Origin of the sequence: Candidatus Sphingomonas colombiensis (assembly GCA_029202845.1) — a bacterium.
Lineage (GTDB): Bacteria > Pseudomonadota > Alphaproteobacteria > Sphingomonadales > Sphingomonadaceae > Sphingomonas > Sphingomonas colombiensis.
In genome coordinates, this window is sequence record CP119315.1 from 2,197,658 (window position 1) to 2,222,106 (window position 24,449).

18 protein-coding genes and 1 riboswitch are annotated in these 24,449 nt (G+C 67.7%); of the genes, 10 read left to right on the forward strand and 8 right to left on the reverse strand.

The window, feature by feature from the left end:
* Positions 1-59 precede the first annotated feature (59 nt).
* The 5 genes from infB to rimP are packed head-to-tail and all read right to left on the reverse strand — an operon-like array spanning position 60 to position 5,991.
* The gene (gene infB / locus P0Y64_10605) at positions 60-2,888 is read right to left on the reverse strand and encodes a translation initiation factor IF-2 (GenBank protein WEK41859.1); all 2,829 of its coding nucleotides are present in this window, start codon (positions 2,886-2,888) and stop codon (positions 60-62) included.
* Positions 2,885-3,616, reverse strand: a complete 732-nt coding sequence (locus P0Y64_10610; GenBank protein ID WEK41860.1) for a DUF448 domain-containing protein — start codon at positions 3,614-3,616, stop codon at positions 2,885-2,887. The genes infB and P0Y64_10610 overlap by 4 nt, the downstream gene beginning before the upstream one ends.
* A complete protein-coding gene (locus tag P0Y64_10615) occupies positions 3,597-3,833 on the reverse strand; it encodes a 4-oxalocrotonate tautomerase family protein (protein ID WEK41861.1) in 237 nt (78 codons plus the stop codon). Before P0Y64_10615 ends, P0Y64_10610 begins: the two co-directional genes overlap by 20 nt.
* On the reverse strand, positions 3,833-5,458 hold the full coding sequence (nusA, locus tag P0Y64_10620) for a transcription termination factor NusA (protein ID WEK41862.1): 1,626 nt from the start codon (positions 5,456-5,458) through the stop codon (positions 3,833-3,835). Before nusA ends, P0Y64_10615 begins: the two co-directional genes overlap by 1 nt.
* Positions 5,458-5,991 carry a ribosome maturation protein RimP gene (gene rimP, locus P0Y64_10625; protein WEK41863.1) on the reverse strand — a complete coding sequence of 178 codons (534 nt, stop codon included), beginning with the start codon at positions 5,989-5,991 and terminating at the stop codon, positions 5,458-5,460. Before rimP ends, nusA begins: the two co-directional genes overlap by 1 nt.
* Before the next feature lie 172 nt (positions 5,992-6,163).
* Here rimP and P0Y64_10630 point away from each other — a divergent pair, with 172 nt between their 5' ends.
* The 8 genes from P0Y64_10630 to P0Y64_10665 all read left to right on the forward strand — a co-directional run bounded on the left by P0Y64_10630 (position 6,164) and on the right by P0Y64_10665 (position 14,778).
* Complete coding sequence (locus P0Y64_10630) at positions 6,164-7,396, forward strand: PQQ-dependent sugar dehydrogenase (protein ID WEK41864.1); 1,233 nt, start codon at positions 6,164-6,166, stop codon at positions 7,394-7,396.
* A gap of 80 nt (positions 7,397-7,476) precedes the next feature.
* Positions 7,477-7,586: riboswitch (glycine riboswitch) on the forward strand.
* A gap of 168 nt (positions 7,587-7,754) precedes the next feature.
* Positions 7,755-8,897, forward strand: coding sequence for a glycine cleavage system aminomethyltransferase GcvT (gene gcvT / locus P0Y64_10635; protein WEK41865.1), 1,143 nt, complete (start codon positions 7,755-7,757; stop codon positions 8,895-8,897).
* A 1-nt stretch (position 8,898) separates the two neighbouring features.
* Entirely contained in the window at positions 8,899-9,270 is a 372-nt protein-coding gene (gene gcvH / locus P0Y64_10640) for a glycine cleavage system protein GcvH (protein WEK41866.1), read from the forward strand.
* Positions 9,267-10,034 carry a methyltransferase domain-containing protein gene (locus P0Y64_10645; GenBank protein WEK41867.1) on the forward strand — a complete coding sequence of 256 codons (768 nt, stop codon included), beginning with the start codon at positions 9,267-9,269 and terminating at the stop codon, positions 10,032-10,034. The genes gcvH and P0Y64_10645 overlap by 4 nt, the downstream gene beginning before the upstream one ends.
* The gene (gcvPA, locus tag P0Y64_10650) at positions 10,034-11,392 is read left to right on the forward strand and encodes an aminomethyl-transferring glycine dehydrogenase subunit GcvPA (protein WEK41868.1); all 1,359 of its coding nucleotides are present in this window, start codon (positions 10,034-10,036) and stop codon (positions 11,390-11,392) included. Before P0Y64_10645 ends, gcvPA begins: the two co-directional genes overlap by 1 nt.
* Complete coding sequence (gcvPB, locus tag P0Y64_10655) at positions 11,389-12,966, forward strand: aminomethyl-transferring glycine dehydrogenase subunit GcvPB (GenBank protein WEK41869.1); 1,578 nt, start codon at positions 11,389-11,391, stop codon at positions 12,964-12,966. The genes gcvPA and gcvPB overlap by 4 nt, the downstream gene beginning before the upstream one ends.
* 88 nt (positions 12,967-13,054) lie before the next feature.
* Positions 13,055-13,990, forward strand: a complete 936-nt coding sequence (locus P0Y64_10660; GenBank protein ID WEK41870.1) for a nitronate monooxygenase — start codon at positions 13,055-13,057, stop codon at positions 13,988-13,990.
* On the forward strand, positions 13,990-14,778 hold the full coding sequence (locus tag P0Y64_10665) for an enoyl-CoA hydratase-related protein (GenBank protein ID WEK41871.1): 789 nt from the start codon (positions 13,990-13,992) through the stop codon (positions 14,776-14,778). The genes P0Y64_10660 and P0Y64_10665 overlap by 1 nt, the downstream gene beginning before the upstream one ends.
* 113 nt (positions 14,779-14,891) lie before the next feature.
* Here P0Y64_10665 and P0Y64_10670 read toward each other — a convergent pair whose 3' ends face one another.
* On the reverse strand, positions 14,892-16,934 hold the full coding sequence (locus P0Y64_10670) for an NAD(+) synthase (GenBank protein WEK41872.1): 2,043 nt from the start codon (positions 16,932-16,934) through the stop codon (positions 14,892-14,894).
* Positions 16,935-17,006: 72 nt separating this feature from the next.
* Between P0Y64_10670 and P0Y64_10675 the strand changes: the two genes are divergently transcribed.
* The gene (locus tag P0Y64_10675; protein WEK41873.1) at positions 17,007-19,895 is read left to right on the forward strand and encodes a PAS domain S-box protein; all 2,889 of its coding nucleotides are present in this window, start codon (positions 17,007-17,009) and stop codon (positions 19,893-19,895) included.
* Positions 19,896-19,907: 12 nt separating this feature from the next.
* Here the strand turns inward: P0Y64_10675 and P0Y64_10680 are convergent, their stop codons facing one another.
* The gene (locus tag P0Y64_10680; protein ID WEK41874.1) at positions 19,908-21,566 is read right to left on the reverse strand and encodes an alkaline phosphatase family protein; all 1,659 of its coding nucleotides are present in this window, start codon (positions 21,564-21,566) and stop codon (positions 19,908-19,910) included.
* A gap of 89 nt (positions 21,567-21,655) precedes the next feature.
* Between P0Y64_10680 and P0Y64_10685 the strand changes: the two genes are divergently transcribed.
* On the forward strand, positions 21,656-23,641 hold the full coding sequence (locus P0Y64_10685; GenBank protein ID WEK45034.1) for a protein-disulfide reductase DsbD family protein: 1,986 nt from the start codon (positions 21,656-21,658) through the stop codon (positions 23,639-23,641).
* Positions 23,642-23,650: 9 nt separating this feature from the next.
* On the opposite strand, the gene P0Y64_10690 is transcribed toward P0Y64_10685, so the two are convergent.
* Positions 23,651-24,400 carry an arginyltransferase gene (locus tag P0Y64_10690; protein WEK41875.1) on the reverse strand — a complete coding sequence of 250 codons (750 nt, stop codon included), beginning with the start codon at positions 24,398-24,400 and terminating at the stop codon, positions 23,651-23,653.
* Positions 24,401-24,449: the final 49 nt, after the last annotated feature.

Genomic DNA, 24,449 nt, shown 5'->3' on the forward strand with positions numbered 1-24,449 from the left:
ACGGGGACGGCCACTTGCCGGGGCGGCGAACCGCGCCGGCAAGTGGACCGTTCCGAACCTTAGAGCGTCCGTTCGCGCAGCTCGACCTCGAAGGTTTCGAGGTAATCCCCGGCCTTGATGTCGGTGAAGTTCTGCGTGAACGTCACGCCGCACTCCAGGCCCGCGCGCACTTCCGCCACATCATCCTTGAAGCGACGCAGCGACGCGATTTCGCCGTTGTAGATGATGACGTCGTTGCGCGTGATGCGTGCCTTGAGCGCCTTGCGAATGACACCCTCGACCACCAGCAGACCAGCGGCCTTGCCGTGCTTGCCAGCCGAGAAGACCTCGCGGATTTCGGCGCGGCCGACGACCGTTTCGAATGCTTCCGGGCCAAGCTCGCCCGCCATGCCGGCGCGGACCTCGTCAAGCAGGTCATAGATGACGTCGTAATATTTGAACGCCACCCGATGCCGATCGGCGATCTCGCGTGCCTTGGCATTGGGGCGGACGTGGAAGCCGATGATCGGCGCGCCGGATGCGGCCGCGACGTTCACATCGCTTTCCGTGATGCCGCCGACGCCCGCATGCAGGATGCGTACCTTGATATCGTCGGTCGAAATCTTGTTCAGGCTGGCGACGATCGCTTCCACTGTGCCTTGCGTATCGGCCTTCACGACGAGCGGATATTCGATCGCCTGATTGGCCTTCAGCGCGGAGAACATGCTCTCCAGGCTGGCCGGCGCGGCGGTGGTGCGCTTCTGCGTCAGCACGCCCTGGCGATATTCCGCCACTTCACGTGCACGCGCTTCATTCTCCACCACCTGCAACGGATCGCCTGCGGACGGCGTGCCGGAAATACCCAGCACCTCGACCGGCATCGACGGCTCCGCCTTCTTGAGCTGGCGGCCCTTGTCGTCGACCAGCGCACGGACCTTGCCGCTTTCCGCGCCGACGACGAACACATCGCCGACCTTCAGCGTGCCGCGCGTGACGAGCACGGTGGCGACAGGGCCGCGGCCCTTGTCCAGCTTGGCCTCGATCACGGTGCCTTCCGCGGCGCGATCCGGATTGGCCTTGAGCTCGAGCAGCTCAGCCTGAATCTGGATCTTCTCGATCAGTTCATCGAGCCCGATCTTCTTGAGCGCGGAAACCTCGACGTTCTGCACGTCGCCGCCCATTTCCTCGACCACCACTTCATGCTCCAGCAGGCGCTCGCGCACGCGCTGGGCATTGGCTTCGTGCTTGTCGATCTTGTTGATCGCCACGATCAGCGGCTTGCCGGCCGCCTTGGTGTGATTGATCGCCTCGATCGTCTGCGGCATCAGCCCGTCGTCGGCGGCGACCACCAGCACGACGATATCGGTCACGTCGGCGCCACGCGCGCGCATCGCGGTGAACGCTTCGTGGCCCGGCGTATCGAGGAAGGTGATCTTCGACTTGTCCTTCAGCGTTACCTGATAGGCGCCGATATGCTGGGTGATGCCACCGGCTTCGCCGCGCACCACGTCGGTGCCGCGCAGCGCGTCGAGCAGGCTGGTCTTGCCGTGATCGACATGGCCCATGATCGTCACGACCGGCGGACGCGGCTTCAGATCGGCCTCGTCATCGGGGGCGACATCGCCCTGGATATCGATGTCCGAATCCGAAACGCGCACGATATTGTGGCCGAATTCGGTGACGAGCAGCTCGGCGGTGTCCTGATCGATCGTCTGGTTGACGGTGACGGGCATGCCCATCTTGAACAGGGCCTTCACGAGGTCCGCGCCCTTTTCCGCCATACGATTGGCGAGTTCCTGCACGGTGATCGCTTCCGGCACCTGCACGTCACGGACCTGCTTGGCCTGCGGCTCGCGCGGGCCGCCGAATTGCGAACGACGCTCCTTTTCACGCGCACGCTTCAGCGCGGCGAGGCTGCGGGCGCGGGCGCCCTCTTCGCTCAGCGCGCGATTGACCGTCAGCTTGCCGCCGCGACGCTCGTCGCCCTTGCGATCGCGCTGCTGCGAACGCGCCGGAGGAGCGTTGCGCGGGGTTGCCTGACCCGAAGGCATGCTGCGCTGCTGACCACCGCCACTGGCGGGGGCGGACGAAGCGGCCGGCGCTGCGGGCGCGGCTGCTGCCGTTGCGGCAGGCTTCGCCGGCTCGGCGGCCTTGGGCTTCGGCTTGGGAATCTCGGGCCGGACGACCGGCGAGAAGCGGCGCGGCGCGGGCATCGACGGATCGAGCCCGAGCGACATCACCGGCGGCGCTGGCGGGGGAGGCGGCGGCGCGGCGGCCGCAACCTTCTTCGCTGGCGGCGGTGCGGCGGCGGCAGGAGCCGCCGGCTCGGCGGCCTTGGCTTCGACGGCCGCAGGCGCGGGCGCGGGGGCCGCAGCCTCGACGACCGCAGGCGCGACGACCTCTGGCTCAACTGCCTCGGGCGCTTCCGGCTCGGGCGTCGGTTCGGGGGCAGGCGCTGGCGCCGGCTCTGGCTGAGCGGCCGCCTTCGCCTCGGCTTCGCGCTTTTCCTCTACGCGACGCGCTTCTTCCTCGGCGGCGCGCTGACGCTGCGCTTCCTCGCGACGGCGCTGATCTTCCAGCGCGTGCATCCGCTGATCCTCGGCCTCGCGCAGCATGCGAGCCTGACGCTCCTGCGGCGTTTCGCCGGCAGGCGGACGCGACACGGGGCGCGGCGGCTCCGGCGCCTGCTGGACGGGGGCGGAGACTTCCGGCGGCGCAGCTTCCTGCGTGTGTTCCGGGGCAGGGGTGCCGCCGGGGCCGAGCACGCGACGGCGCTTCACCTCGACCACCACCGTGTTCGAACGGCCGTGGCTGAAGCTCTGCTTCACCTTGCCGGTCTCGACCGTGCGCTTCAGCCCCAAAGGCGCGCGCATGCCAAGTTTCGGCTTGTCGTTGTCGGTCTCGCTCACTCAAATTCCTCGTGCGTCGTCACGGCCGGTTGCCCGGAAGGTCCGGGCGTCGATGCGCCTTGCGAGGCCGTTTCGCAAGGCACCGGGTTCAGTTCAGGGCCGATAAAGTGCAGCCAGCGATCGAGCGCTTCGCCCAGTCGCGCGGCCGCCAGGCGGTCGGTGACGCCGATATGTACCACGTTCTCGCGGCCCAGCGCCATCGACAATATGGGGCGTTCGAGCGGAAGCGCCAGCCCCTTGAGGTCGCTGCCCTCGCGATCCGAGCCGACACGCCACGCCTGCGCGAGCTTTCCGCGACCGTCGGCCGCGGCGTCTGCCGCGTGATAGAGCGCGTGAAGCTGCCCGCCGCGCGCGGCGGCGATGATCCGTTCGGAGCCGGTCAGCAGCGTTCCCGCACGCGATTCGAGCCCTAGCCGATCGAGCGCATTGCGCTCCAGCGCGGCGGCGATCAGCGCGGGCAGGTCATCGGGAATCGTGAAATCACTGGTCTTGAACGCGCGCGCCAGCGCGCCGCGCAGCTTGCCCTTCGGCCCCGCCGCGGCGGCGAGTTCCGCCTGCGTGACGCCGATCCAGGCGCCGCGTCCCGGCGCCTTGGCGCGGACATCGGGCAGCACCCGTCCATCCGGCCCGAGCGCGAGGCGCACGAGCGTGTCGCGCGCCGCGTGCTCGCGGCCGAGGATGCAGGTCCGGGTAGGCTCCGCTAGTTTCTCATTGCGAGGGTTCCGCATGAGCGTCTCCCTCAGGCTGGCGGGCGGGGGCGTCGCGATCGGCGATCAGGATGCCGGCGCTGGCGTAGTTTTCGGTCGACACTTCCTCGATCACGATCTGCACCGCGGCCGGGTTCTTGCCCAGCCGCGAGACGAGCGAAGCGGTGACGTCGGCCACCAGCCCCGCCTTCTGCTCCTTGGTCACGGAGCCTGCCAATCGGATCGAGACGAACGGCATCAGGCTTCCGAGGCCTCCGTCGCTTCGCCGTCATCATTGCCGGCGGCGGCGTCTTCATCCTCGAACCAATGCGCGCGGGCGGCCATGATGATCTCATTGCCCTGCTCGTCGGACAGCGCATATTCGGCGAGCACGCCGCCCTTATGCTCCGGCTTGCGCGGTGCATCGTCGTTGCGGCGGCGCGGCTCCTGGCGCTTCTTCTCGACCAGTTCGTCGGTCGCGAGATCGGCCAGATCGTCGAGCGTCTTGATCCCGGCCTTGCCGAGCGTGACCAGCATCGCTTCGGTCATATAAGGCAGTTCGGCCAGCGCATCCTCGACGCCCAGCGCGCGGCGTTCGTCGCGTGCGGCGGCCTCGCGGCGCTCCAGCGCTTCCTGCGCGCGGCTCTGCAGTTCCTGCGCGAGATCCTCGTCGAAACCTTCGATCCCCGCCAGTTCGTCCAGCTCGACGTAGGCGACTTCCTCCAGCTCGCCGAAGCCTTCGGCGACCAGCAGCTGGGCCAGCGTCTCGTCCACGTCCAGTTCGTTCTGGAACAGTTCGGAGTTGCGGACGAATTCCTGCTGACGCTTCTCGCTCGCGTCGGTTTCGGTCAGGATGTCGATCGCCTTGGCGGTGAGCTGCGAGGCGAGTCGCACGTTCTGGCCGCGACGGCCGATCGCCAGCGAAAGCTGATCGTCGGGCACCACCACTTCGATGCGATCTTCTTCCTCGTCGATCACCACGCGGCTGACGTTCGCCGGCTGGAGCGCGTTGACGACGAAGGTCGCGGTGTCGGGCGACCAGGGGATGATGTCGATCTTCTCGCCCTGCATTTCCTGCACGACGGCCTGGACGCGGCTGCCCTTCATGCCGACGCAGGCGCCGACCGGATCGATGCTCGAATCATGCGAGATCACGCCGATCTTGGCGCGGCTGCCCGGATCGCGGGCGGCGGCCTTGATCTCGATGATGCCGTCGTAGATTTCCGGCACTTCCTGCGCGAACAGCTTCTTCATGAAATCGGGATGCGCGCGGGAAAGGAAGATCTGCGGCCCGCGATTTTCGCGCACCACCTTCAGGATCAGGCTGCGGATACGATCGTTGACGCGCACCACTTCGCGCGGGATCTGCGCGTCGCGGCGGATCACGCCCTCGGCGCGGCCGAGATCGACTACGACATGGCCGAATTCGACGCGCTTGACGACGCCGGTGATGATCTCGCCGGCGCGATCCTTGAATTCCTCGAACTGGCGCTCGCGCTCCGCGTCACGCACCTTCTGGAAGATGGTCTGCTTCGCGGCCTGCGCCTGGATGCGGCCGAATTCGATCGGGGGCAGGGGATCGACGAGGAAGTCGCCCACCACAGCGCCGGCCTGAAGCTTCTGCGCGCCCTTCAGGTCGACCTGCTTGTAGATATCGTCGACCAGCTCAACCACCTCGACGACGCGCCACAGGCGCAGATCGCCGTTGCTCGCATCGAGCTTGGCGCGAATGTCCATTTCCTGGCCATAACGGGTGCGCGCGGCACGCTGGATCGCGTCTTCCATCGCCTCGATGACGATCGCCTTGTCGATCATCTTCTCGCTGGCGACGGAATTCGCGATCGCGATCAGCTCAGCCCGGTTAGCAGTCACGCCGGTGGCCATTATTCGGTTTCCTCTGCTTCGATTTCTTCTTCCGCACCCTCGGCAGAGAGCGGGACGGTTGCCTGGATAAGCTTGTCGGTCAGCACCAATTTGGCGTCGACCACACTGGCGAAGGGAACATGCGCGACGACGCCGCTTTTCTGGACGATCGCGATCGTCTCGCCTTCGAGCCCGGCGAGTTCGCCCTTGAACTGTTTCTGCCCGTCGATCGGCGCGCTGAGCACGATCCGCGCCTCATGGCCGGACCAGTCGGCGAAATCGCCGAGCCGGGTCAGCGGGCGATCGATGCCGGGGGAGGAGACCTCCAGCCGATAGGCATCCTCGATCGGGTCTTCGCGGTCGAGCACATCGGAAATGCGGCGTGAAAGCTCCGCGCAATCGTCGATGGTCAGCTGCCGCGTCTCCGGGCGCTCCGCCATCACCTGCAACGTGCGTTCGTCGCCCCGGCCCATCATGCGGACGCGCACGAGTTCGAAGCCGAGTGCTTGCGCCTCGGGTGCGATCAATCCGGTCAATACGGCGAGATCCGCCATCGGTGCTCCGCGCATGAGTGGTTGCCGCCGCGAGGCAGGCCCCGCGACCTCTTCATCTGGCGATGTAGAGAAAGCACGGGCGATATATGACGAACCCGGCGATGACGCAAGCTGGCAACCGCGCGGCGATAATGTGTTAGGCGATGCGACGTTAAATCGCCGGGAGAGCCACATGATTCGCCGCTATCCGTTTGCCCTTATGTTGCTGATCGGCACGGCCTGTTCGGCGCAGCAGGCGGTCGACCCGCAAGCCATGAAGGGGCCGCAGGGGCCACAGCCGCCGGGCGCGAACAATCCCGTGCCAAAGGATTCGCCGGCCGAACCGGGGATCAAAAACATTCCCGCGACGTCCGGCCAAGCGAATCTGCCGCTCACCCCGCCGCCATTCACCGTCACGCAGATCGGCGCGTTCACCCAGCCGGTGGCGATCGCGATGCTGCCCGATGGCGCTGCGCTGATCACCGAGAAGCCGGGCGCGCTCAAGCTGCGTGCGGCAGACGGCAAGGTTACCGATGTGGCGGGCGTGCCGGCGGTGAAGCTGAGCAGCCAGGGTGGCTTGCTCGGCGTCGCGCTCGCGCCCGATTTCGCGGCCAGCCACACCATCTACCTCAGTTATTCCGAGCCGCGCCCGAATGGCGGAGCGAGTCTCGCGCTGATGAAGGCGGCGTTCGACGGCGCGAAGCTCAGCGGCCAGCGAGTTATCTGGCGCGCGGGCTCCGATGGTCCGGGCGAGCAGTTCGGCGGCGCGATCACCTTTGCGCCCGACGGCAAGTCGCTGTTCCTGTCCTCCGGCGAGCGCCAGCGTTTCACCCCGGCGCAGGATCCGAATCAGGCGCTCGGCAAGATCGTTCGCCTGACGCTCGACGGCGCGGCATGGCCGGGCAATCCGCATTACAAGGCGGGCGGCGTCCGCGCGCAGACCTGGACGCTCGGGCATCGCAATCCCTACGGTCTCGCCTTCACCACGGATGGAAAGCTGTGGGAGGTCGAGATGGGGCCGAAGGGCGGCGACGAGCTGAACCTGCTCCAGCCGGGCCGCAATTATGGCTGGCCGGTCGTGTCGAACGGCATCAATTATTCCGGCGCGCCGATCCCGGCGCACCCGTCGAAGCCGGAGTTCGCGGAGCCGGCTTTGTGGTGGACGCCGACCATCTCGCCCGGCGGGCTGATCGCCTATTCGGGCGCGATGTTCCCGCAGTACAAGGGCTCGCTGATGATCGCGGGCATGTCCGGCAAGGCGCTGGTTCGTGTCACCGTCAATGGCGCGAAGGCGACCCCGGCCGACCAATGGGACGTGGGCTTTCGGGTGCGCGGGCTGGCGCAGGCGGCGGACGGCGCGATCTGGTTGCTCGAGGATGGCTCGCGCGGGGCGGAGGGGCGGCTGTTCCGCCTCAGCGCGAAATGATCGGCTGATCGCGCGAAACGCGATTGACTCAAATCTCCCGCGCGGTCAGAGCCTCGCCCATCGTGACCCGGGCAACCGGCAAGGCACACGCGGGAGAGAGCCGCCCACGCCGCCCTTTCAGGGTGGCAGGGTGGCCGCCGAAGGAGCAACCACCCCGGAATCTCTCAGGCAAAAGGACCGCACGCGCCAAACGATGCTCTGGAAAGCAGGCATGGCTTTCAGCCGCGCCTCACCGAAGGGGTAACCCCGCGCGATAACGCCCGGGGGAAGCTCTCAGGTCCCGTGACAGAGGGGGTAAACGGATCGACAACGGGTAGCACCCCCGCGTCCATCGCCCTTTCTTGTCGGAAGATTTCCCATGAGCGACCAGCGCCCGAGCGACGATAATTACGAAGAGCCGCCGATCCAGACTCTGCCGCTCGATGCCTGGCATCGCGCGAAGGGCGGCCGCATGGTCGAATTCGCCGGCTATCACATGCCGGTCCAATATGAAGGCATCATGGCCGAGCATCTGTGGACCCGCGAGTCCGCCGGTCTGTTCGACGTCAGCCATATGGGCCAGCTCACCTTCACCGGCGATAATGTGGTGGGCGCGCTGGAGGCGCTGATGCCCGCCGATATCGCCGGCCTTGCCCTCAATCGCGCGCGCTATTCGCTGCTGCTCGATGAGGCGGGGGGCATCCTCGACGATCTGATGCTGACGCGTCAGTCGGAGGATCGGATCTATCTCGTCGTCAACGGCGCGACCAAATATGACGATATCGGCCATATTATCGAGCATCTGCCCGACGATGTGACGCTCAACCTGATGGACGATCACGCGCTGCTCGCGTTGCAGGGGCCGAAGGCGGTCGACGTGCTCGCGCGCCTGATCCCCGGCGTCGAGGCACTTGTGTTCATGCAGGCGGCGGCGTTCGAGTGGCAGGGGCATGAACTGTGGATCAGCCGCTCCGGCTATACCGGCGAGGACGGGTTCGAGATTTCTGTGCCCGCCGAAGTCGCCGAGGCGCTGGCCGATGCGCTGACCGCGCAGCCGGAGGTGAAGCCGATCGGCCTCGGCGCGCGGGACTCGCTCCGCCTCGAAGCCGGGCTGCCGCTCTATGGTCATGACATGACGCCCGACATCACGCCGGTGATGGCCGATCTCGGCTTCGCGCTGTTCAAGCGCCGCCGCGAGGAGGGCAATTTCCCCGGTGCCGAGCGCATCCTGCTGGAGCGCGAGAACGGCCCGGTCGCCAAGCGCGTCGGCCTGCTGGTCGAGGGGCGCCAGCCGGTGCGCGAAGGCGCATCGGTGCTCGATGCCGATGGCAGCGATGTCGGCAAGGTCACGTCGGGCGGCTTCGCGCCGACGGTCGGCGCGCCGATCGCCATGGCCTATGTGCCGCTCGCGCTCGCCGCCCCCGGCACGCGCGTCCAGCTTACCCAGCGCGGCAAGATCCATGCCGCGACCGTTACGGCGATGCCGTTCGTTCCCCACCGTTACTTCCGAGGAGTGAAGTGAGATGAGCCGTTATTTCAGCGAAGACCATGAGTGGATCGATGTCGACGGCGAAGTCGGCACGGTCGGCATCTCCGAATATGCGCAGGGCCAGCTTGGCGACATCGTGTTCGTCGACGTGCCCGAAGACGGCAAGGCGCTGTCCAAGGGCGACGATGCCGCCGTGGTGGAGAGCGTGAAGGCCGCCAGCGATGTCTATTCGCCGGTGTCGGGCACGGTGATCGAGGGCAATCCCGCGCTCGCGGACGATCCCGCGCTGGTCAATTCCGATCCGGAAGGCGAGGGCTGGTTCTTCAAGATCACGCTGTCCGATCCGTCGGAGCTTGGGGCGCTGATGGACGAAGCCGCTTACGAGGCGTTCGTCGCCAAGCTGTGAGCAAGCCGCCCGCCTCGCACTGGGATCCCCAGGCCTATGCCGCCAACGCCGCCTTCGTCCCCGCGATGGGGCTGCCGGTGGTGGCATTGCTTGGGCCCCGTGCGGGTGAGCGCATCCTCGATATCGGTTGCGGCGATGGCGTGCTGACCGCCGCGATCGCCGCAGCCGGGGCCGAGGTGATCGGCGTCGATTCCTCGCCCGAGATGATTGCAGCAGCGCGCGAGCGCGGGCTGGACGCACGGGTGATGGGTGGAGAGGCGCTGGATTTCGACGGCGAGTTCGATGCGGCCTTCTCCAATGCGGCGCTCCATTGGATGCGCGATGCCGCCGCCGTGGCGCGTGGCGTGGCGCGCGCGCTGAAACCCGGCGCGCGCTTCGTTGGGGAGATGGGCGGCGCCGGCAATGTCGCGACCATCTGGAGCGGGATCGATGCGGAGCTTGCCGCGCGCGGCCTGTCGCTCCCGCCGAGCACGCTTCACTGGTATCCTGCGGTCGCGGATTTCACCGCCGTCTATGCCGCTGCCGGCTTCACCGACATTTCTGCCGAACTGATCGACCGCCCGACCCCGCTGCCAAGTGGGGTGAAGGGCTGGATCGCCACTTTTATGACCGGCCCGTTCAATGCTGCCGGGATCGACCCCGCGACCCAAAGCGCGATCGCCGATGCGATCGACGCGCGCCTTGCCGACCGACTGCGCGGACCGGACGGTGGCTGGATCGCCGATTATGTCCGTCTGCGCTTCACGATGAGAAAGCCCGCCTGATGCGTTATCTTCCGCTCACCCAGCCAGATCGCGAAGCGATGCTTGGCGTTATCGGCGCGTCCTCGATCGACGATCTGTTCGTCGACGTGCCCGAATCCGTTCGCCTCACCGGCCCGATCGCCGGCCTGCCGAACCATGCCAGCGAACTGGCGGTCGAACGCCACATGACCGCGCTGGCGCGGAAGAATCTGTCGGCAGGGGAGGCGCCGTTCTTCCTCGGCTGCGGCGCCTATCGCCACCATGTCCCGGCGAGTGTCGATCACCTTATCCAGCGCGGCGAGTTCCTCACCGCCTACACGCCCTATCAGCCGGAAATCGCGCAGGGCACGTTGCAGATGCTGTTCGAGTTCCAGACGCAGGTCGCGCGCCTGCTGGGCACGGACGTGGCCAACGCCAGCATGTACGACGGCTCGACCGCGTGCTGGGAAGCGATCGGCATGGCGCGGCGCATCACCAAGCGCGGCAAGGCGATCCTGTCGGGCGGCCTGCATCCGCATTACGTTTCGGTCGCGAAAACGATGGCGAAATATACCGGCGATGCGCTCGATGTGTCGCTGCCGGTGCTTGGTGCCGAGACCGATCTCGACGCGCTGATCGCGAAGATCGACGGCGATACCTCGTGCGTCGTCGTGCAATATCCCGATATTCTCGGCCGCATCGCCGATCTGCGCCCGCTGGCTGACGCATGCCACGCGAACAAGGCGCTGCTGATCGCGGTCGTCACCGAGCCGGTGGCGCTGGGGGCATTGAAGTCGCCGGGCGAGATGGACGCGGATATCGTCGTTGGCGAAGGCCAGTCGATCGGCGTCGGGCTTCAGTTCGGCGGGCCTTATGTCGGGTTGTTTGGCTGCAAGGACAAATATGTCCGTCAGATGCCGGGGCGCCTGTGCGGCGAGACGGTCGATGCCGACGGGCGGCGCGGTTTCGTGCTGACGCTCTCCACGCGCGAACAGCATATCCGGCGCGAGAAGGCGACGTCGAACATCTGCACCAATTCCGGGCTGTGCGCGCTGGCCTTCTCGATCCACATGACGCTGCTGGGCGAGGCCGGGCTGCGCGCGCTGGCGGCGACCAACCACGCGGCGGCGGTCGTCGCGGCGCAGCGGCTGGCCAAGGTGCCGGGGGTGCGCGTCGTCAACGACACGTTCTTCAACGAATTCACGCTCGATCTGGGCAAGGAGGCGCGGCCGATCGTCCGCGCGCTGGCCGACCAGGGTATTCTCGCAGGCGTGTCGCTCGGGCGGCTCTATCCGGGCGAAGGGAGCCTCGCGAACGGGCTGGTCGTCGCCGTGACCGAAACCGTAACCATGGAAGATGTCGAAGCGCTGGCCACGGCGCTTGAGGAGGTGCTGGCATGAGCGCGATCAACCAGAGCGGCTGGCGCCCCACCGCGCCGCAGCAGCAGGGCGGCGATGTCGCGCCGACCTTCACGGGCAACAAGGCGCTGATGCTTGAGGAAGCGCTGATCTTCGAGATCGGGGACAGCGACACGACCGGGGTGGAAGTCGCTGCCCCGGCCACTGCGACGAGCCGCCTCGGCGGCCTCGCGCGCAGCGCGCCGATCGGCCTGCCGGGCCTCTCCGAGCCGGAGACGGTGCGGCACTACACGCGCCTCAGCCGGCAGAATTACGCGATTGATCTCGGGCTCTTCCCGCTCGGATCGTGCACGATGAAGCACAACCCGCGCCTCAATGAGAAGATGGCGCGGCTGCCCGGTTTTGCCGACGTCCACCCGCTCCAGCCGATCGACACCGTGCAGGGCGCGCTGGAGGTGATCCAGCAACTCGCGCACTGGCTGGTGACGCTGACGGGGATGCACTCGGTCGCGATGAGCCCCAAGGCAGGCGCGCATGGCGAGCTTTGCGGCATTCTCGCGATCAAGGCGGCGCTGGAGAAGCGCGGGCAAGGGCATCGCAAGGTGATCCTGGTTCCCGAAAGCGCGCATGGCACCAATCCCGCCACCGCCGCCTTCGCCGGTTTCACGGTGGAGGATATCCCCGCCGACGCCGATGGCCGCGTCGATACGGCGGCATTGAAGGCGCGGCTCGGGCCGGATGTGGCGGGGGTGATGATCACCAACCCCAACACCTGCGGCCTGTTCGAGCGCGATCTGAAGGCGATTTCCGAGGCGGTCCATGCTGCCGGTGGTTACGTCTATTGCGACGGCGCGAATTTCAACGCGATCGTCGGGCGGGTGCGTCCGGGCGACCTTGGCGTCGATGCGATGCACATCAATCTGCACAAGACCTTCTCCACCCCGCATGGCGGTGGTGGGCCGGGTTCGGGGCCGGTGGTGTTTTCGGAGCGGCTGACCCCGTTCGCGCCGCTGCCGTTCGTCGAGAAGCAGGGCGATCACTTCGCGCTGATCGAGGAAGAGACGGCGCAGGATCATCATGCCGACAGCTTCGGCCGGATGACCGCTTTCAACGGTCAGATGGGCATGTTCACCCGCGCGCTGACCTATATCCTCAGCCACGGCGCGGATGGCCTGCGGCAGGTGGCCGAGGATGCCGTGCTCAACGCGAACTACGTGCTGCGCAGCCTGACCGACGTGCTCGACGCGCCGTTCGCGGCGGCCGGGCCGTGCATGCATGAGGCGATCTTCTCCGACGCGGGGTTCGCGGAAGGTTTCTCGACGATCGACGTTGCCAAGGCGCTGATCGACGAGGGGTTCCACCCGATGACGATGTATTTTCCGCTCGTCGTCCATGGCGCGATGCTGGTCGAGCCGACCGAAACCGAGAGCAAGGCGACGCTCGATCAGTTCATCGGCGCGCTGCGCTCGGTGGCGGAGCGCGCGCGGGCCGGCGATCCGGCTCTGCGCACCGCGCCGCATTTCGCGCCGCGCAGCCGGCTCGATGAAACGCTCGCCGCGCGCAAGCCGCGGCTGGTGTGGCAGGAGCCGGAAACGGCCGCCGTCGCGGCGGAATAGCATACCCGTGTTTCGGCGCCGGCCCGTTCAGGGCTGGCGCCGAGCCACGCTTCATGCCAACCCGTTCTTCTAAAAACAGGAGAGGGCAATGGCGGTGAAGACGCGCGTCACGGAGATGCTGGGGATCGAAAAGCCGATCGTCCAGGCGGCGATGGGCTGGATCGCCCGCGCGCAGCTCGCCTCCGCCGTTTCCAATGCCGGTGGCATGGGGATCATCGAAACTTCGTCGGGCCAGCTGGACGCGGTGCGCGACGAGATCGTCAAGATGCGCGCGCTGACCGACAAGCCGTTCGGCGTGAACGTCGCGCAGGCCTTCGTCCGCGATCCCGATATCGTGCGCTTCGTGATCGATCAGGGCGTGAAATTCGTCACCACCTCCGCCGGCGATCCGATGAAATATACCGCGATGCTTAAAGACGCGGGGCTGACGGTGTTTCACGTCGTCCCCAATCTTGCTGGTGCGCGTCGCGCGGTCGAAGCCGGGGTCGATGGCTTGATCGTCGAGGGCGGCGAGGGCGGCGGGTTCAAGAACCCGAAGGACGTGTCGACCATGGTGCTGGTGCCGCAGGTGGTGGAGGCGGTCGACGTGCCCGTGATCGCCGCCGGAGGGATCATCGACGGCAAATCGATGGCCGCCGCCTTCGCGCTGGGCGCGGAGGGCGTGCTGATGGGCACGCGCATCCTCTCCTCCGCCGAAAGCCCGGTGCATGACAATTGGAAACAGGCGATCATCAACGCCGACGCGACCGACACCGTGTTCCTCAACCGCAAGGGGCCGGGGCCGGCGCTCAGGGCGCTCCGCACCGATCGCACCACGCGGATCGCGGCGGAGGGATCGCCCAATATCTTCGGTGAGTTCGCCGACACGCGCCGCGTTTATTTCGAGGGCGATCTGGAGGCCGGCGTCGCGCTGACCGGGCAGGTCGCGGGGCGCATCCATGAGGTGAAGCCGGTCGCGCAGATTCTCGATGAGACGATGCGCGATTACGCCGCGACCGTATCGCGCATGGCGGGGGGCTTGTGATGATCGATGTTCGTTATGACGTGGCCGACGGCGTGGCGACGATCACGCTCGATCGGCCGGAGCGGATGAACACCATCTCCGGCCCGATGCTCGATCAGCTTACGGCGCTGCTGGTGCGTGCCAATGCCGATGCAGAGGCGCGCGTGGTGGTGCTGACGGGCACCGGCCGCGCGTTCTGCGCCGGGCTTGATCTCAACGCCGCGACGAGCGGGGAGGGGATCGGATCGTCCTCCGCCACGTTCGGCGCGACGATCGATCTGCGCAACACGCCGCCCACCGTGCTGTTCGCGATGGACAAGCCGGTGATCTGCGCGCTCAACGGATCGGCGGCCGGCTATGGCATGGATCTCGCACTCGGCTGCGATATCCGCGTGATGGCCGATGATGCGAAGCTCGCGCCGGCCTTCGTCAAGCGCGGGGTGTTGCCCGAATCGGGCGGCACCTGGTTCCTGCCGCGCATGCTGGGCTGGGCGAAGGCGGCGGAGATTGTCTTCACCGGGCGCACATTAAGCGCGGCGGAGTGTCTCGCGGAGGGGCTGGTCAACCGCGTCGTCCCGGTGGGCGAGGTGGCCGAAGTCGCCCGCGCGCTGGCGCTGGAGATTGCCGCCAATGCGCCGCTCGCGGTGCAGGCCGCGAAACGCATGATGCGCATGGGGCTGGACGAGCCGTTCGATACGCACGTCCAGCACGTTTACCTGCAATTGCTCCCGCTGTTCCGCTCGGAGGATTTCCGTGAGGGCATGGCCTCGTTCCTCGAAAAGCGCGCGCCGACGTTCAAGGGGCGATAGAGCGATTTCAAGGCGGCCGGTAACACGTGCCGGCTCTGAAATCGCGGCCAGCAGAGGAAGTTTGAACGACGATCCGACGCGGGCGGATCGACAACCGCTCTAGCGCCCGGCGCTCAATCCCAGCGCGCCAGCTCCGCCAGCCATGCGGTCGCGGTGCCGTCGCTCGGCGCGCGCCAGTCGCCGCGCGGCGAGAGCGCCCCGCCGGGCGAAATCTTGGGGCCGTTCGGGATGGCGCTGCGCTTGAACTGGCTGGTGGCGAAGAAGCGCGTGATGAAGGCCTCGAGCCACCGGACGATCGTCGGCAGGTCATAGGCCCGCCGCTCCTCTTCCGGAAACCCCGCCGGCCACGCGCCCGCCTCGGGCTCGGCCCAGGCGCGCCAGGCGAGGAACGCGACCTTCGACGGCGGCAGCCCGTAGCGCAGGATGTGGAACAGGAAGAAGTCGTGCAGCTCGTAGGGGCCGATCTTGGACTGGGTGCTCTGGATGGCGCCCGAGGCGTCCGCCGGCACCAGTTCCGGCGAAATCTCCGTGCCGAGGATCGCCTCGAGCACCTCGGCCGCAGCGCCGCGGAACTCGCCGGTCCGCACCGTCCAGCGGATGAGGTGCTGGATCAGCGTCTTCGGCAGCCCGGCGTTGACGGCGTAATGGCTCATGTGATCGCCGACGCCGTAGGTGCACCACCCCAAAGCGAGCTCCGAGAGGTCGCCCGTGCCAACCACGAAGCCGCCGCGCTGGTTCGCGAGCCGGAACAGGTAATCGGTGCGGAGGCCGGCCTGCACGTTCTCGAACGCGATGTCGTAGACCGCTTCGCCGCGGGCGAAGGGATGGTCCATGTCAGCCAGCATCTGCTTCGCGGCCGGGCGGATGTCGATCTCCTCCGCGGTCACGCCGAGAGCGCGCATCAGGCTCCAGGCGTTGGCGCGGGTGTCCTCGCCGGTGGCGAATCCCGGCATGGTGAAGCCGAGGATCGCGGTCCGCGGCAGGCCCATCAGGTCGCAGGCCTTGGCCGCCACGATCAGCGCCTGCGTGGAATCGAGCCCGCCGGAGACGCCGACCACCATGGTCCGGGCCTGCGTCGCCTCGAACCGGCGGACGAGGCCGTGGACCTGGATGTTGAAGGCCTCGTAGCAGTCCTGGTCGAGCCGGGCGGGGACGTCCGGCACATAAGGGAACCGCCGCAGCGGACGCTTCAATCCGAGGTCGGCGAAGCTCGGCTGGTGGCGAAATCCCACGGCGCGGAACCGCGTCTCGGGATGGCCCGCGAGCGCGGCGGCGTCGTTGAAGGTGCCGAACCGCGCGCGCTCCAGCCGCAGCCGCTGCACGTCCACGTCGGCCACGATCAACTGCGGCTCGCGCGCGAAGCGCTCGGACTGGGCGAGAAGCTCGCCGAGCTCGTGGATCGAGCCCTGACCGTCCCAGGCGAGGTCGGTCGTGCTCTCCCCGGCTCCCGCCGCCGAATAGGCGTAGGCCGCCACGCAGCGCATGGATTGCGAAGCGGACAGCAGCGAGCGGTCCTCGGCCTTGCCGATCACGATGTTGGAGGCCGAGAGGTTGCACAGGATCAGCGCCCCGGCGAGCGCGCCTTGGGTCGACGGCGGCGTCGGCGCCCAGTAGTCCTCGCAGATCTCGACGTGGAACGTGAAGTCGGCCAGGTCTTCCGCGGCGAAGATCAGGTCCGCCCCGAACGGCGCAGTCTGCCCGGCGACGTCGATTGCAAGCCCGGCGAGCCCCGCGCCTGAGGCGAACCATCGTTTTTCGTAATACTCGCGGTAGTTCGGCAGGAAGGTCTTCGGAACGACGCCGAGGATCTCGCCGCGGGCGAGCGCAACGGCGCAGTTGTAGACGCGCCCGTTGCGCCGGATCGGCGCGCCGACCACCAGCACTGGGCGCAGATCGCGGGTCGCTTCGGCCACTCGCGCCAGCGCGGCGAGCGTCGCCTCCTGCTGCGCGGTTTGCAGGTGAAGATCGTCGATCGCGTAAGAGGTGAGGCTAAGCTCCGGAAACACCACCAGATCGACCGCCGCGTCATGCGCGTCGCGGGCCAGCGCGATCGCGGCCTGCGCATTGGCGGTTGCATCGCCGACGGAGGCGCGCGGCGTGGCGGCGGCGACGCGCAGCAGGCGATGCGCGTGGATTGAACGGAACGCTGGCTTCATCGCACAGGGGATTAGCTCGCTTTGCGCGGCTGCGCCATCGTTCGCGCTTTGCGCGGCGGAAAGGAAGATATAGTGTCGTCGGCGATGGGCGGCTCGACCGTAGATCTACGTGGCGTTGCGCGGCAATTCGCCGGCGGCGGCGCGTTGGGCGCGATGATGCTGGCGAAGGATTGGTCCAGTTCGCCGCTCGGCCCGATCGAGCATTGGCCGCAATCGTTGCTAAGCGCGGTCAGCCTGATGCTTCCCGCCAGCGCGGAGATCGTGCTGTTCTGGGGCGAGGACTATGCCGCGCTCTACAACGATGCCTATGCGCCTACGATCGGGGACAAGCATCCCGCGGCGCTCGGCCGCCCCGCGCGCGAGGCGTGGCGCGAGTTGTGGAGCGATCTGGAGCCGCTGCTCGCGCACGTCCGTAGCACCGGCGAAACCTTCGCGGCGAAGGATCGCCCCTTCTACATCGAGCGCGCCGGTTTCGGGGAAGAAGTGTTCTTCGACGTGTCCTATTCGCCGGTGCGGATCGAGGACGGGTCGGTCGGCGGCGTGTTGTGCATCGTTTCCGAGACGACCGAGCGCGTGCGCGCGGCGCGCGCGGTGGCCGAGGACAGGGCGCGGCTGGCGCAGATGTTCGAGGAGGCGCCGGGCTTCGCCGCGGTGCTGCGCGGCCCGGATCACAGGTTCGAGCTGGTCAACCGCGCCTATCGCGAACTGGTCGGGGATCGCGACGGGGAGGTGATCGGCCGCTCCGCGCGCGACGTGCTGCCCGAGATCGAGAGCCAGGGTTATATCGCGCTGCTCGATGCGGTGCGGGCGAGCGGTCAGCCCTATCGCGACAATGGCGCGCGTGTCACCTTGTGGCGGCAGGCGGAGAGCGAGCCCGAAGTTCGCCACATCGATTTCGTGTTCCAGCCGATCACCGATACGACCGGGGCAGTCACCAGCATCTTCGTTCAGGGCACCGACGTCACCGATCGTTATCGCGCGGAGCGGGCGCTCGCGCTGAGCCGGGAGTCGCTCGAACTCGCGGCCGAGGCTGCGGAGATCGGGGCGTGGGATGTGCACCTGCCGGCGCAAATCGGCACATGGTCCGATCGGGCCAAGGCGATGTATGGTTTCTCGCCCGACTGGCCGATGACGCTGGATGATTGCTACGGCCGCGTCGATCCCGAGGATCTGCCGCTGGTGCGGCAAAGCCTGGAGGCGGCGGTCGATCCGGCGCGGCGTGAACCGTTCGATCTCGAATTCCGGGTGAGGCGAGCGAATGACGGCGAGCTGCGCTGGCTCGCGGCCAAGGGGCGCGGCATTTTCGAAGGGGATAGCTGCGTCCGCGCCGCCGGCACCGTGATCGATATCACCGAACGGAGGCAGGAGCGCGAGGCGCTCAGTGAGAGCGAGGAAAGGTTCCGCAACCTCGCGGATTCGCTCCCCGCGCTGATCTGGCAGACCGATGAAGCCGGCGAAATCGTGTTCGCCAACCAGTTCTTCGAAACCCTTCTCGGCGTGCCGCCGGCGGAGATCATCCGCGATGGCTGGACGCGGCTTTATCTGCCGGAGGATCGCCCGGCGCTCGCCGTGATCCGCGCTCAGGCCAATGCCACCCGCAAGCCGATGGGCGGCGATCTGCGGCTGATGACCTCGACCGGCGATGCCCGCTGGGTGCATACCGAGGCGCGGCCGCGCATTATCGATGGGGTGTATCGCGGTTTCATCTGCTGCGCGGTGGATGTCAGCGAGGCGCACCTCGCGGGTGAAGCGTCGGAACGTCGCGTCGCGGAGCGCACTCGCGAACTGATCGGGGAAATCGCCGAACGTCAGCGGGTGGAGGCCCGGCTGCACCAGATGCAGCGGCTGGAGGCGGTGGGGCAGCTCACCTCCGGCGTGGCGCATGATTTCAACAATCTGCTGACGGTCGTGCTCGGCAATGTCGGCATCCTCGAGCGGACGCTGAGCGATGCGGCGGACGGGCGGACGAAGCTGCGGCTGGAGCATGTGCGCATGGCGGCGGAGCGCGGGGCCGCGCTGACCGCGCAATTGCTCGCCTTCTCGCGCAGCCAGCGGCTCGAGGCCAAGGTGGTGGAGCTGAACCGGACGATCGACGGGATGCGCGAGCTGATGGAAAGCACGCTCGGCCGTGCGATCACCATCGACACGCGGCTCGCGCCCGCCTTGTGGCACGCGCTGGTCGATCCCACGCAGTTCGAGCTGGTGGTGCTCAATCTCGCGATCAACGCGCGCGATGCGATGGGCACGGCGGGGGGCACGCTGACCGTCGCCACCGCCAATATCACGCTGGCCGAACCGTCCTCGCTCGATGAGCCGCCGGCCGGGGAATATGTGATGGTATCGGTTTCCGACACCGGGGAAGGAATGAGCGAGGCGATCCGCGCGCGCGTGTTCGAGCCATTCTTCACCACGAAGGAGGTCGGCAAGGGATCGGGGCTGGGGCTGGCGCAGGTCTATGGCTTCGTGAAGCAATCCGGCGGCGGCGTGCGGATCGATACCGCGCCGGGCAAGGGCACCACGGTGAGCATCTATCTGCCGCGCGCCGCCGGCGAATTTCAGTCGAGCGCGGCGGAACCGGCAATGGCGGAAAATGGCTCGGTCGCCGGACGGATCGTGCTCGTGCTCGATGATGACGAGCATGTGCGCGCGGTAACGGCGCAGGAATTGCGCGATGCCGGCGCGACGGTGATCGAGGCGGCCGACGGCGCGCGCGCATTGAGCGTGATCGAACAGGACACCGCGATCGACGCGGCGGTGGTCGATTTCGCGATGCCGGGGATGAACGGCGTGGAATTCGTCGCGCAGGCCCGCGGGCTGCGGCCGGGGCTGCCGGTGCTGTTCGTCACCGGCTATGCCGATATTCGCGCGCTCCCGCATGTCGGCGACGATGCGGTGATCCAGAAACCTTATCCAGCCGGCGCGGTATCGCGCCGGCTGGGGGAGATGCTGGTCGCGGGCTAGAACCGATCGCCGTTAACGCGGACAGGTGGAGGCGGCGGTGGCGTCGAGATCGAGGCAGCGCCCGTCCAGGCCGTTCACCTGCAGCCCGATCGTCGCGGCGAGCGTCGGCACGATATCCACCGTCTCCACCGACAGCGGCTGTTCGAACCCGGCGATCCCCTTGCGCCAGAACAGGATCGGCACGCGGCGATCATAATCCCACGGGCTGCCATGCGTTTCGACATAGCCGGGGCCGGGCACCGGGATCGGCGTGACGCGCGGCTTGAGCATCAGCAGGAAATCGCCCGAACGTTCCGCGTCGTAGGAGGCGCGGGCGCGTTCCAGCAGCGTCCAGTTTTCCGGCGGCCCCTTCGGCATCGGGGTCGCGGCGATCTGCTCGCGGGTCAGCGCGGCGGCGATCTGCGGCATCGCCGTATAACGCTTCACCGCGCTGGCGACCACGGCGGCGCGCTTTGCGGCGGGCACATCGCTGGAGACATAGACGTCGCCTTCGCCACCGATAAGCACCGGGCCGGCGATGCCCAGTTCCTTGCCGATCGCCGCACCGACCAGTTTCGGCGCGATCGACGCGTCGACGCGGGTTTCCATCGGCATGGCGTGCTGCATCTGCCGCTCGGTCATGTCGTGCGCGCCGTGATCGGCGGTCAGCACCACCTCATAATCCACGCCCAGCCCGTCGAGCGCGTCGAAGAAGGTTTCGAGCGAGAGATCCAGTTCGTTCATCTGGATGCACATCTCGCTGCCCTGCGTGCCGTTGGCATGGCCGACATAATCGGTCGCGGACAGGCCGACGATCAGCAGGTCGGGCGAGGCGCCGGTGCCGAGCTTCATGTCCTTGGCCAGCCCATAGGCCATGCCCAGCACCGCGCTGTCGATCGCGGGCGAGGCGCGGAACGCCTTGGCGTCGCCGGCCGCGCGCTCGAACCGCCCCGTGCCGAGCGTCTGTCCGCCCACCTGGATCGGGCGCGAGATCGCCGCGCACCAGCCGGGCAGCGGCAGCGGCCCCTGCGGCTTGGCGATCAGCGCGGCGACGGCGGCATTCGCGCGCGCCACGGTCGGCGGCGTCTGGCGGCCGGCATAAGAGGCGAAGGTCTTGCCGTCCCAGAACCACAATTCGTCGACCTTGTGGCCGCCCATCATGATCGCCGCGCGATCCTTGCCCGCGACAGACACGACGCGGGTGGCGGGGTTGCCCGCCTTCATCATCTCGCCCAGGGTCGGCACCTTCAGGTGCAGATCGGATGCGGTGTAATTGTTGTGATCGGTGCCGGGAACGCGCTCGTCTTCCGCGCAATAGATCATCTTGTCCGCGCGGCCGGCCTTCTGATCCAGCCAGTTGTTGGCGATGATCCCGGTATGCGCGGGCCGCATACCGGTCAGGATCGTAGAATGGCCGGGGCAGGTTTCGGTCGCGGCATGGCTCTGATAACCGGATGGGAACACCACGCCGTTCAGCAGCCGTGCGAAGCCGCCGGTGAAGCGATTGCGATATTGCGCGAACAGATCGGCGGAGAATTGATCGACCGAAATGGCGACGATCAGTTTCGGCGCGGCGCGCGGCCCGGCGGCTTCGGGCGCGGGGGCGGCAACGGGAGCAGCCTGTTGCGCGAGCGCCGGGCTGGCGAGAGTAGCGGCGATCAGGGCAAGCGGGGCGGCGATCCGAACTTTCATTCTCGGTCCTTGGTGCAATAATTCGTGGGCCACGGTATGTCCGCGCCATGATAGCGAGGCAAGCGTGGTTGGGGTGGTTAGCCACCTTCATGGTCGGTCTGATGACATTGGCCGCGATTCCCGCCGCCGCACAGCGGCATGTCGCGATGCAATTGGTGGCCGAAACCTCGCAACCCGCCGCGGGGCAGGCGGTGACGCTCGCGTTTGACGCCGATCCCGCGCCCGGCTGGCACGCTTATTGGCAGAACCCCGGCGACGCGGGCGTCGGCACGCGGCTCGAATGGCAGCTTCCGGTGGGCGCGACGGCGGGTGAGCTGCGCTATCCGGTGCCGCAGCGGCTGCTGATCGCGGGGCTGATGAACTATGTGTTCGAGCGGCCGTTCGCGATGCTGGTCGATGTGAAGATCCCGGGGGGGCTTGCGGCGGGCACGCGGCTGCCGATCAGCGTGAAGGCGGACTATCTCGTTTGCACCAACGATCTCTGCGTCCCCGAAACGCAGACGCTGCAAACCTTGCTGACGATCGGCGACGGCGCGCCTGATCCCGCGCTCCGCACGAAGTTCGACGCGTGGCGGCGCGCGCTGCCGAGGCCTCTCGGCGCGAGCGCGACATGGGCGGCGAGCGGCGGCACCTTCCGGCTTGGCGTGCCTTTCCCGGCGGATGCGTCGGCGAAAGACGTTTATTTCTACCCGCTGGAATCGGGCACGGTCGATTTCGCCGCCCCGCAAAGGATGGCGCGCGAAGGCGATCGGCTGGTGATCGAAACCAAAGCCGCGGCGGCTCCCGCATCCGGCCGGATCGAGGGCGTGCTGGCGACCGGAGACGGGCGCGGGCTGTCGATCGTCGCGGAACCCGGCGTGGTCGCGCCGATCGCGGCAGCGACGAGTGGCGGCCTGTGGTTCGCCGCGCTGGCGGCATTTGCCGGGGCGGTGCTCGGCGGCGTTCTGCTCAATGTCATGCCGTGCGTCTTCCCGATCCTGAGCCTCAAAGCATTGAGCCTCGCACGTTCGGGCGAAACCGAAGGGGCCGCGCGGCGCGAGGCTCTGGCCTATGCGGCGGGGGTGATCCTCGTCTGCCTCGCGCTGGGTGGCACGTTGCTCGCGTTGCGTGCCGGCGGTGCCGTGGTTGGCTGGGCATTCCAGTTGCAGGACGCGCGCGTGATCGGCTTGCTGTTGCTGCTCGTCGCGGGGATCGCGTTCAATCTGGCGGGGCTGTTCGAGCTGCCGACCCCGCGCTTCGCCGCAGGATCGGGCACGACCGGCGCCTTCGCCACCGGCGCGCTCGCGGCATTCGTCGCGACACCGTGCAGCGGCCCGTTCATGGGCGCGGCGCTGGGCGCGGCGCTGGTGCTGCCGACGATCGCGGCGATGCTGGTGTTTGCCGGGCTGGGGCTGGGCATCGCATTGCCGTTCCTGTTGATCGGCTTCATCCCCGCGCTGCGCCGCCGCTTGCCGAAGCCGGGTGCGTGGATGGTGCGAATGCGGCGTATCCTGTCGGTGCCGATGTTCCTGACGGCACTGGCGCTCGCCTGGGTGGTCGGGCGGCAGACGGGAACGGACGGGCTGATGCTCGTGCTGAGCGCGGTGCTGCTGCTCGCGCTGGCCTTATGGTGGACGGGGCGACGGCAAATCGCCGGTGTCGAGCGCGCCTATTGGCCGGCGCTGGCGGCGCTGCCGCTCGCGCTCGTGGCGGTCGTGCTGCTGCGCCCGGCCGCCGCGTCTCCGGCGGTGGCGATCGCGGGAGCGGAGCCGTTCAGCGAGGCGAGGCTCGCCGCGTTGCGCGCGGAAGGGCGCCCCGTGTTCGCCTATTTCACCGCCGATTGGTGCCTGACGTGCAAGGTCAACGAAAAGACCTCGATCGAGACGGAGCGGGTCGCCAGCGCGTTCGGCAAGGGCAAGGTCGCGGTGCTGGTCGGCGACTGGACCGATGGCAATCCCGCGCTCGGCCGCTTCATCGAGGCGAACAACCGCGCCGGCGTGCCGCTCTATCTATGGTACGCCCCCGGGGCGCGCGAACCGCGTGTGCTGCCGCAATTGCTGACGCCCGATATGCTCGCCGCCTTGCCGGGCGAGTGAGCGCGGTGGTCAGGCGACCACTTCATCCTCCGACAGCAGCGCCCAGCCGCGCGGGCTGAGCACCTCCAGCGGGCGATAGCGCGTCTTATATTCCATCCGCGGCGAGCCCTTCACCCAATAGCCGAGATAGACATAGGGCAGCCTTGCGGTGCGCGCGCGCAGGATGTGATCGAGGATGATGAGGTTGCCGAGCCCCGGCCGCTCCTCCTCATCGGGGGCGAAGAAGCTGTAGATCATCGACAGTCCGTCCGCCTGACGATCGGTGAGGCACGCGCCGACAAGGCGGCCCTGCGCGCCGTTTACCGAAGGTTCGCGATATTCCACGATCACCGAATTGACCGGCGATTGCTCGATCATGTCGGCGTAATCCGTCTCATCCATCCCGGCCATCCCGCCGCCGGGATGTCGCGCGGCGAGATAACGGCGGAGCAATTGATATTGCTCGTCGGTCGCCCATGGGCGGCACGCGGTCACTTCCAGATCGGCGTGGCGGCGGATCAGCTTGCGCTGCGAGCCATTGGCCTCGAAATCATGCGCCACCACCCGCACCGACACGCATGCCGTGCATCCTGCGCACGACGGGCGATAGGCGACGGACTGGCTCCGCCGGAAACCGATCCGGCCCAGCGCGTCGTTGAGTTCGCCGGCATGCGGGCCGGTCAGTTCGGTGAACACCTTCCGCTCCTGCCGGTCGGGCAGATAGGGGCAGGGCGCCGGGCTGGTCACGAAGAAACGCGGAAAGCGAAATGGCGCTGTCACCGACGATATCCTTCTGCCCGGTGCGCGGATTCGCGCCGTATCGACAGGA

Excerpts from the sequence above, each read along its gene's own strand:
- P0Y64_10610 (WEK41860.1), bottom strand. The coding sequence starts at position 3,616 with ATGCGGAACCCTCGCAATGAGAAACTAGCGGAGCCTACCCGGACCTGC.
- P0Y64_10615 (WEK41861.1), bottom strand. The coding sequence starts at position 3,833 with ATGCCGTTCGTCTCGATCCGATTGGCAGGCTCCGTGACCAAGGAGCAG.
- nusA (WEK41862.1), bottom strand. The coding sequence starts at position 5,458 with ATGGCCACCGGCGTGACTGCTAACCGGGCTGAGCTGATCGCGATCGCG.
- rimP (WEK41863.1), bottom strand. The coding sequence starts at position 5,991 with ATGGCGGATCTCGCCGTATTGACCGGATTGATCGCACCCGAGGCGCAA.
- P0Y64_10630 (WEK41864.1), top strand. The coding sequence starts at position 6,164 with ATGATTCGCCGCTATCCGTTTGCCCTTATGTTGCTGATCGGCACGGCC.
- gcvT (WEK41865.1), top strand. The coding sequence starts at position 7,755 with ATGAGCGACCAGCGCCCGAGCGACGATAATTACGAAGAGCCGCCGATC.
- gcvH (WEK41866.1), top strand. The coding sequence starts at position 8,899 with ATGAGCCGTTATTTCAGCGAAGACCATGAGTGGATCGATGTCGACGGC.
- gcvPA (WEK41868.1), top strand. The coding sequence starts at position 10,034 with ATGCGTTATCTTCCGCTCACCCAGCCAGATCGCGAAGCGATGCTTGGC.
- gcvPB (WEK41869.1), top strand. The coding sequence starts at position 11,389 with ATGAGCGCGATCAACCAGAGCGGCTGGCGCCCCACCGCGCCGCAGCAG.
- P0Y64_10660 (WEK41870.1), top strand. The coding sequence starts at position 13,055 with ATGGCGGTGAAGACGCGCGTCACGGAGATGCTGGGGATCGAAAAGCCG.
- P0Y64_10665 (WEK41871.1), top strand. The coding sequence starts at position 13,990 with ATGATCGATGTTCGTTATGACGTGGCCGACGGCGTGGCGACGATCACG.
- P0Y64_10670 (WEK41872.1), bottom strand. The coding sequence starts at position 16,934 with ATGAAGCCAGCGTTCCGTTCAATCCACGCGCATCGCCTGCTGCGCGTC.
- P0Y64_10680 (WEK41874.1), bottom strand. The coding sequence starts at position 21,566 with ATGAAAGTTCGGATCGCCGCCCCGCTTGCCCTGATCGCCGCTACTCTC.
- P0Y64_10685 (WEK45034.1), top strand. The coding sequence starts at position 21,656 with ATGGTCGGTCTGATGACATTGGCCGCGATTCCCGCCGCCGCACAGCGG.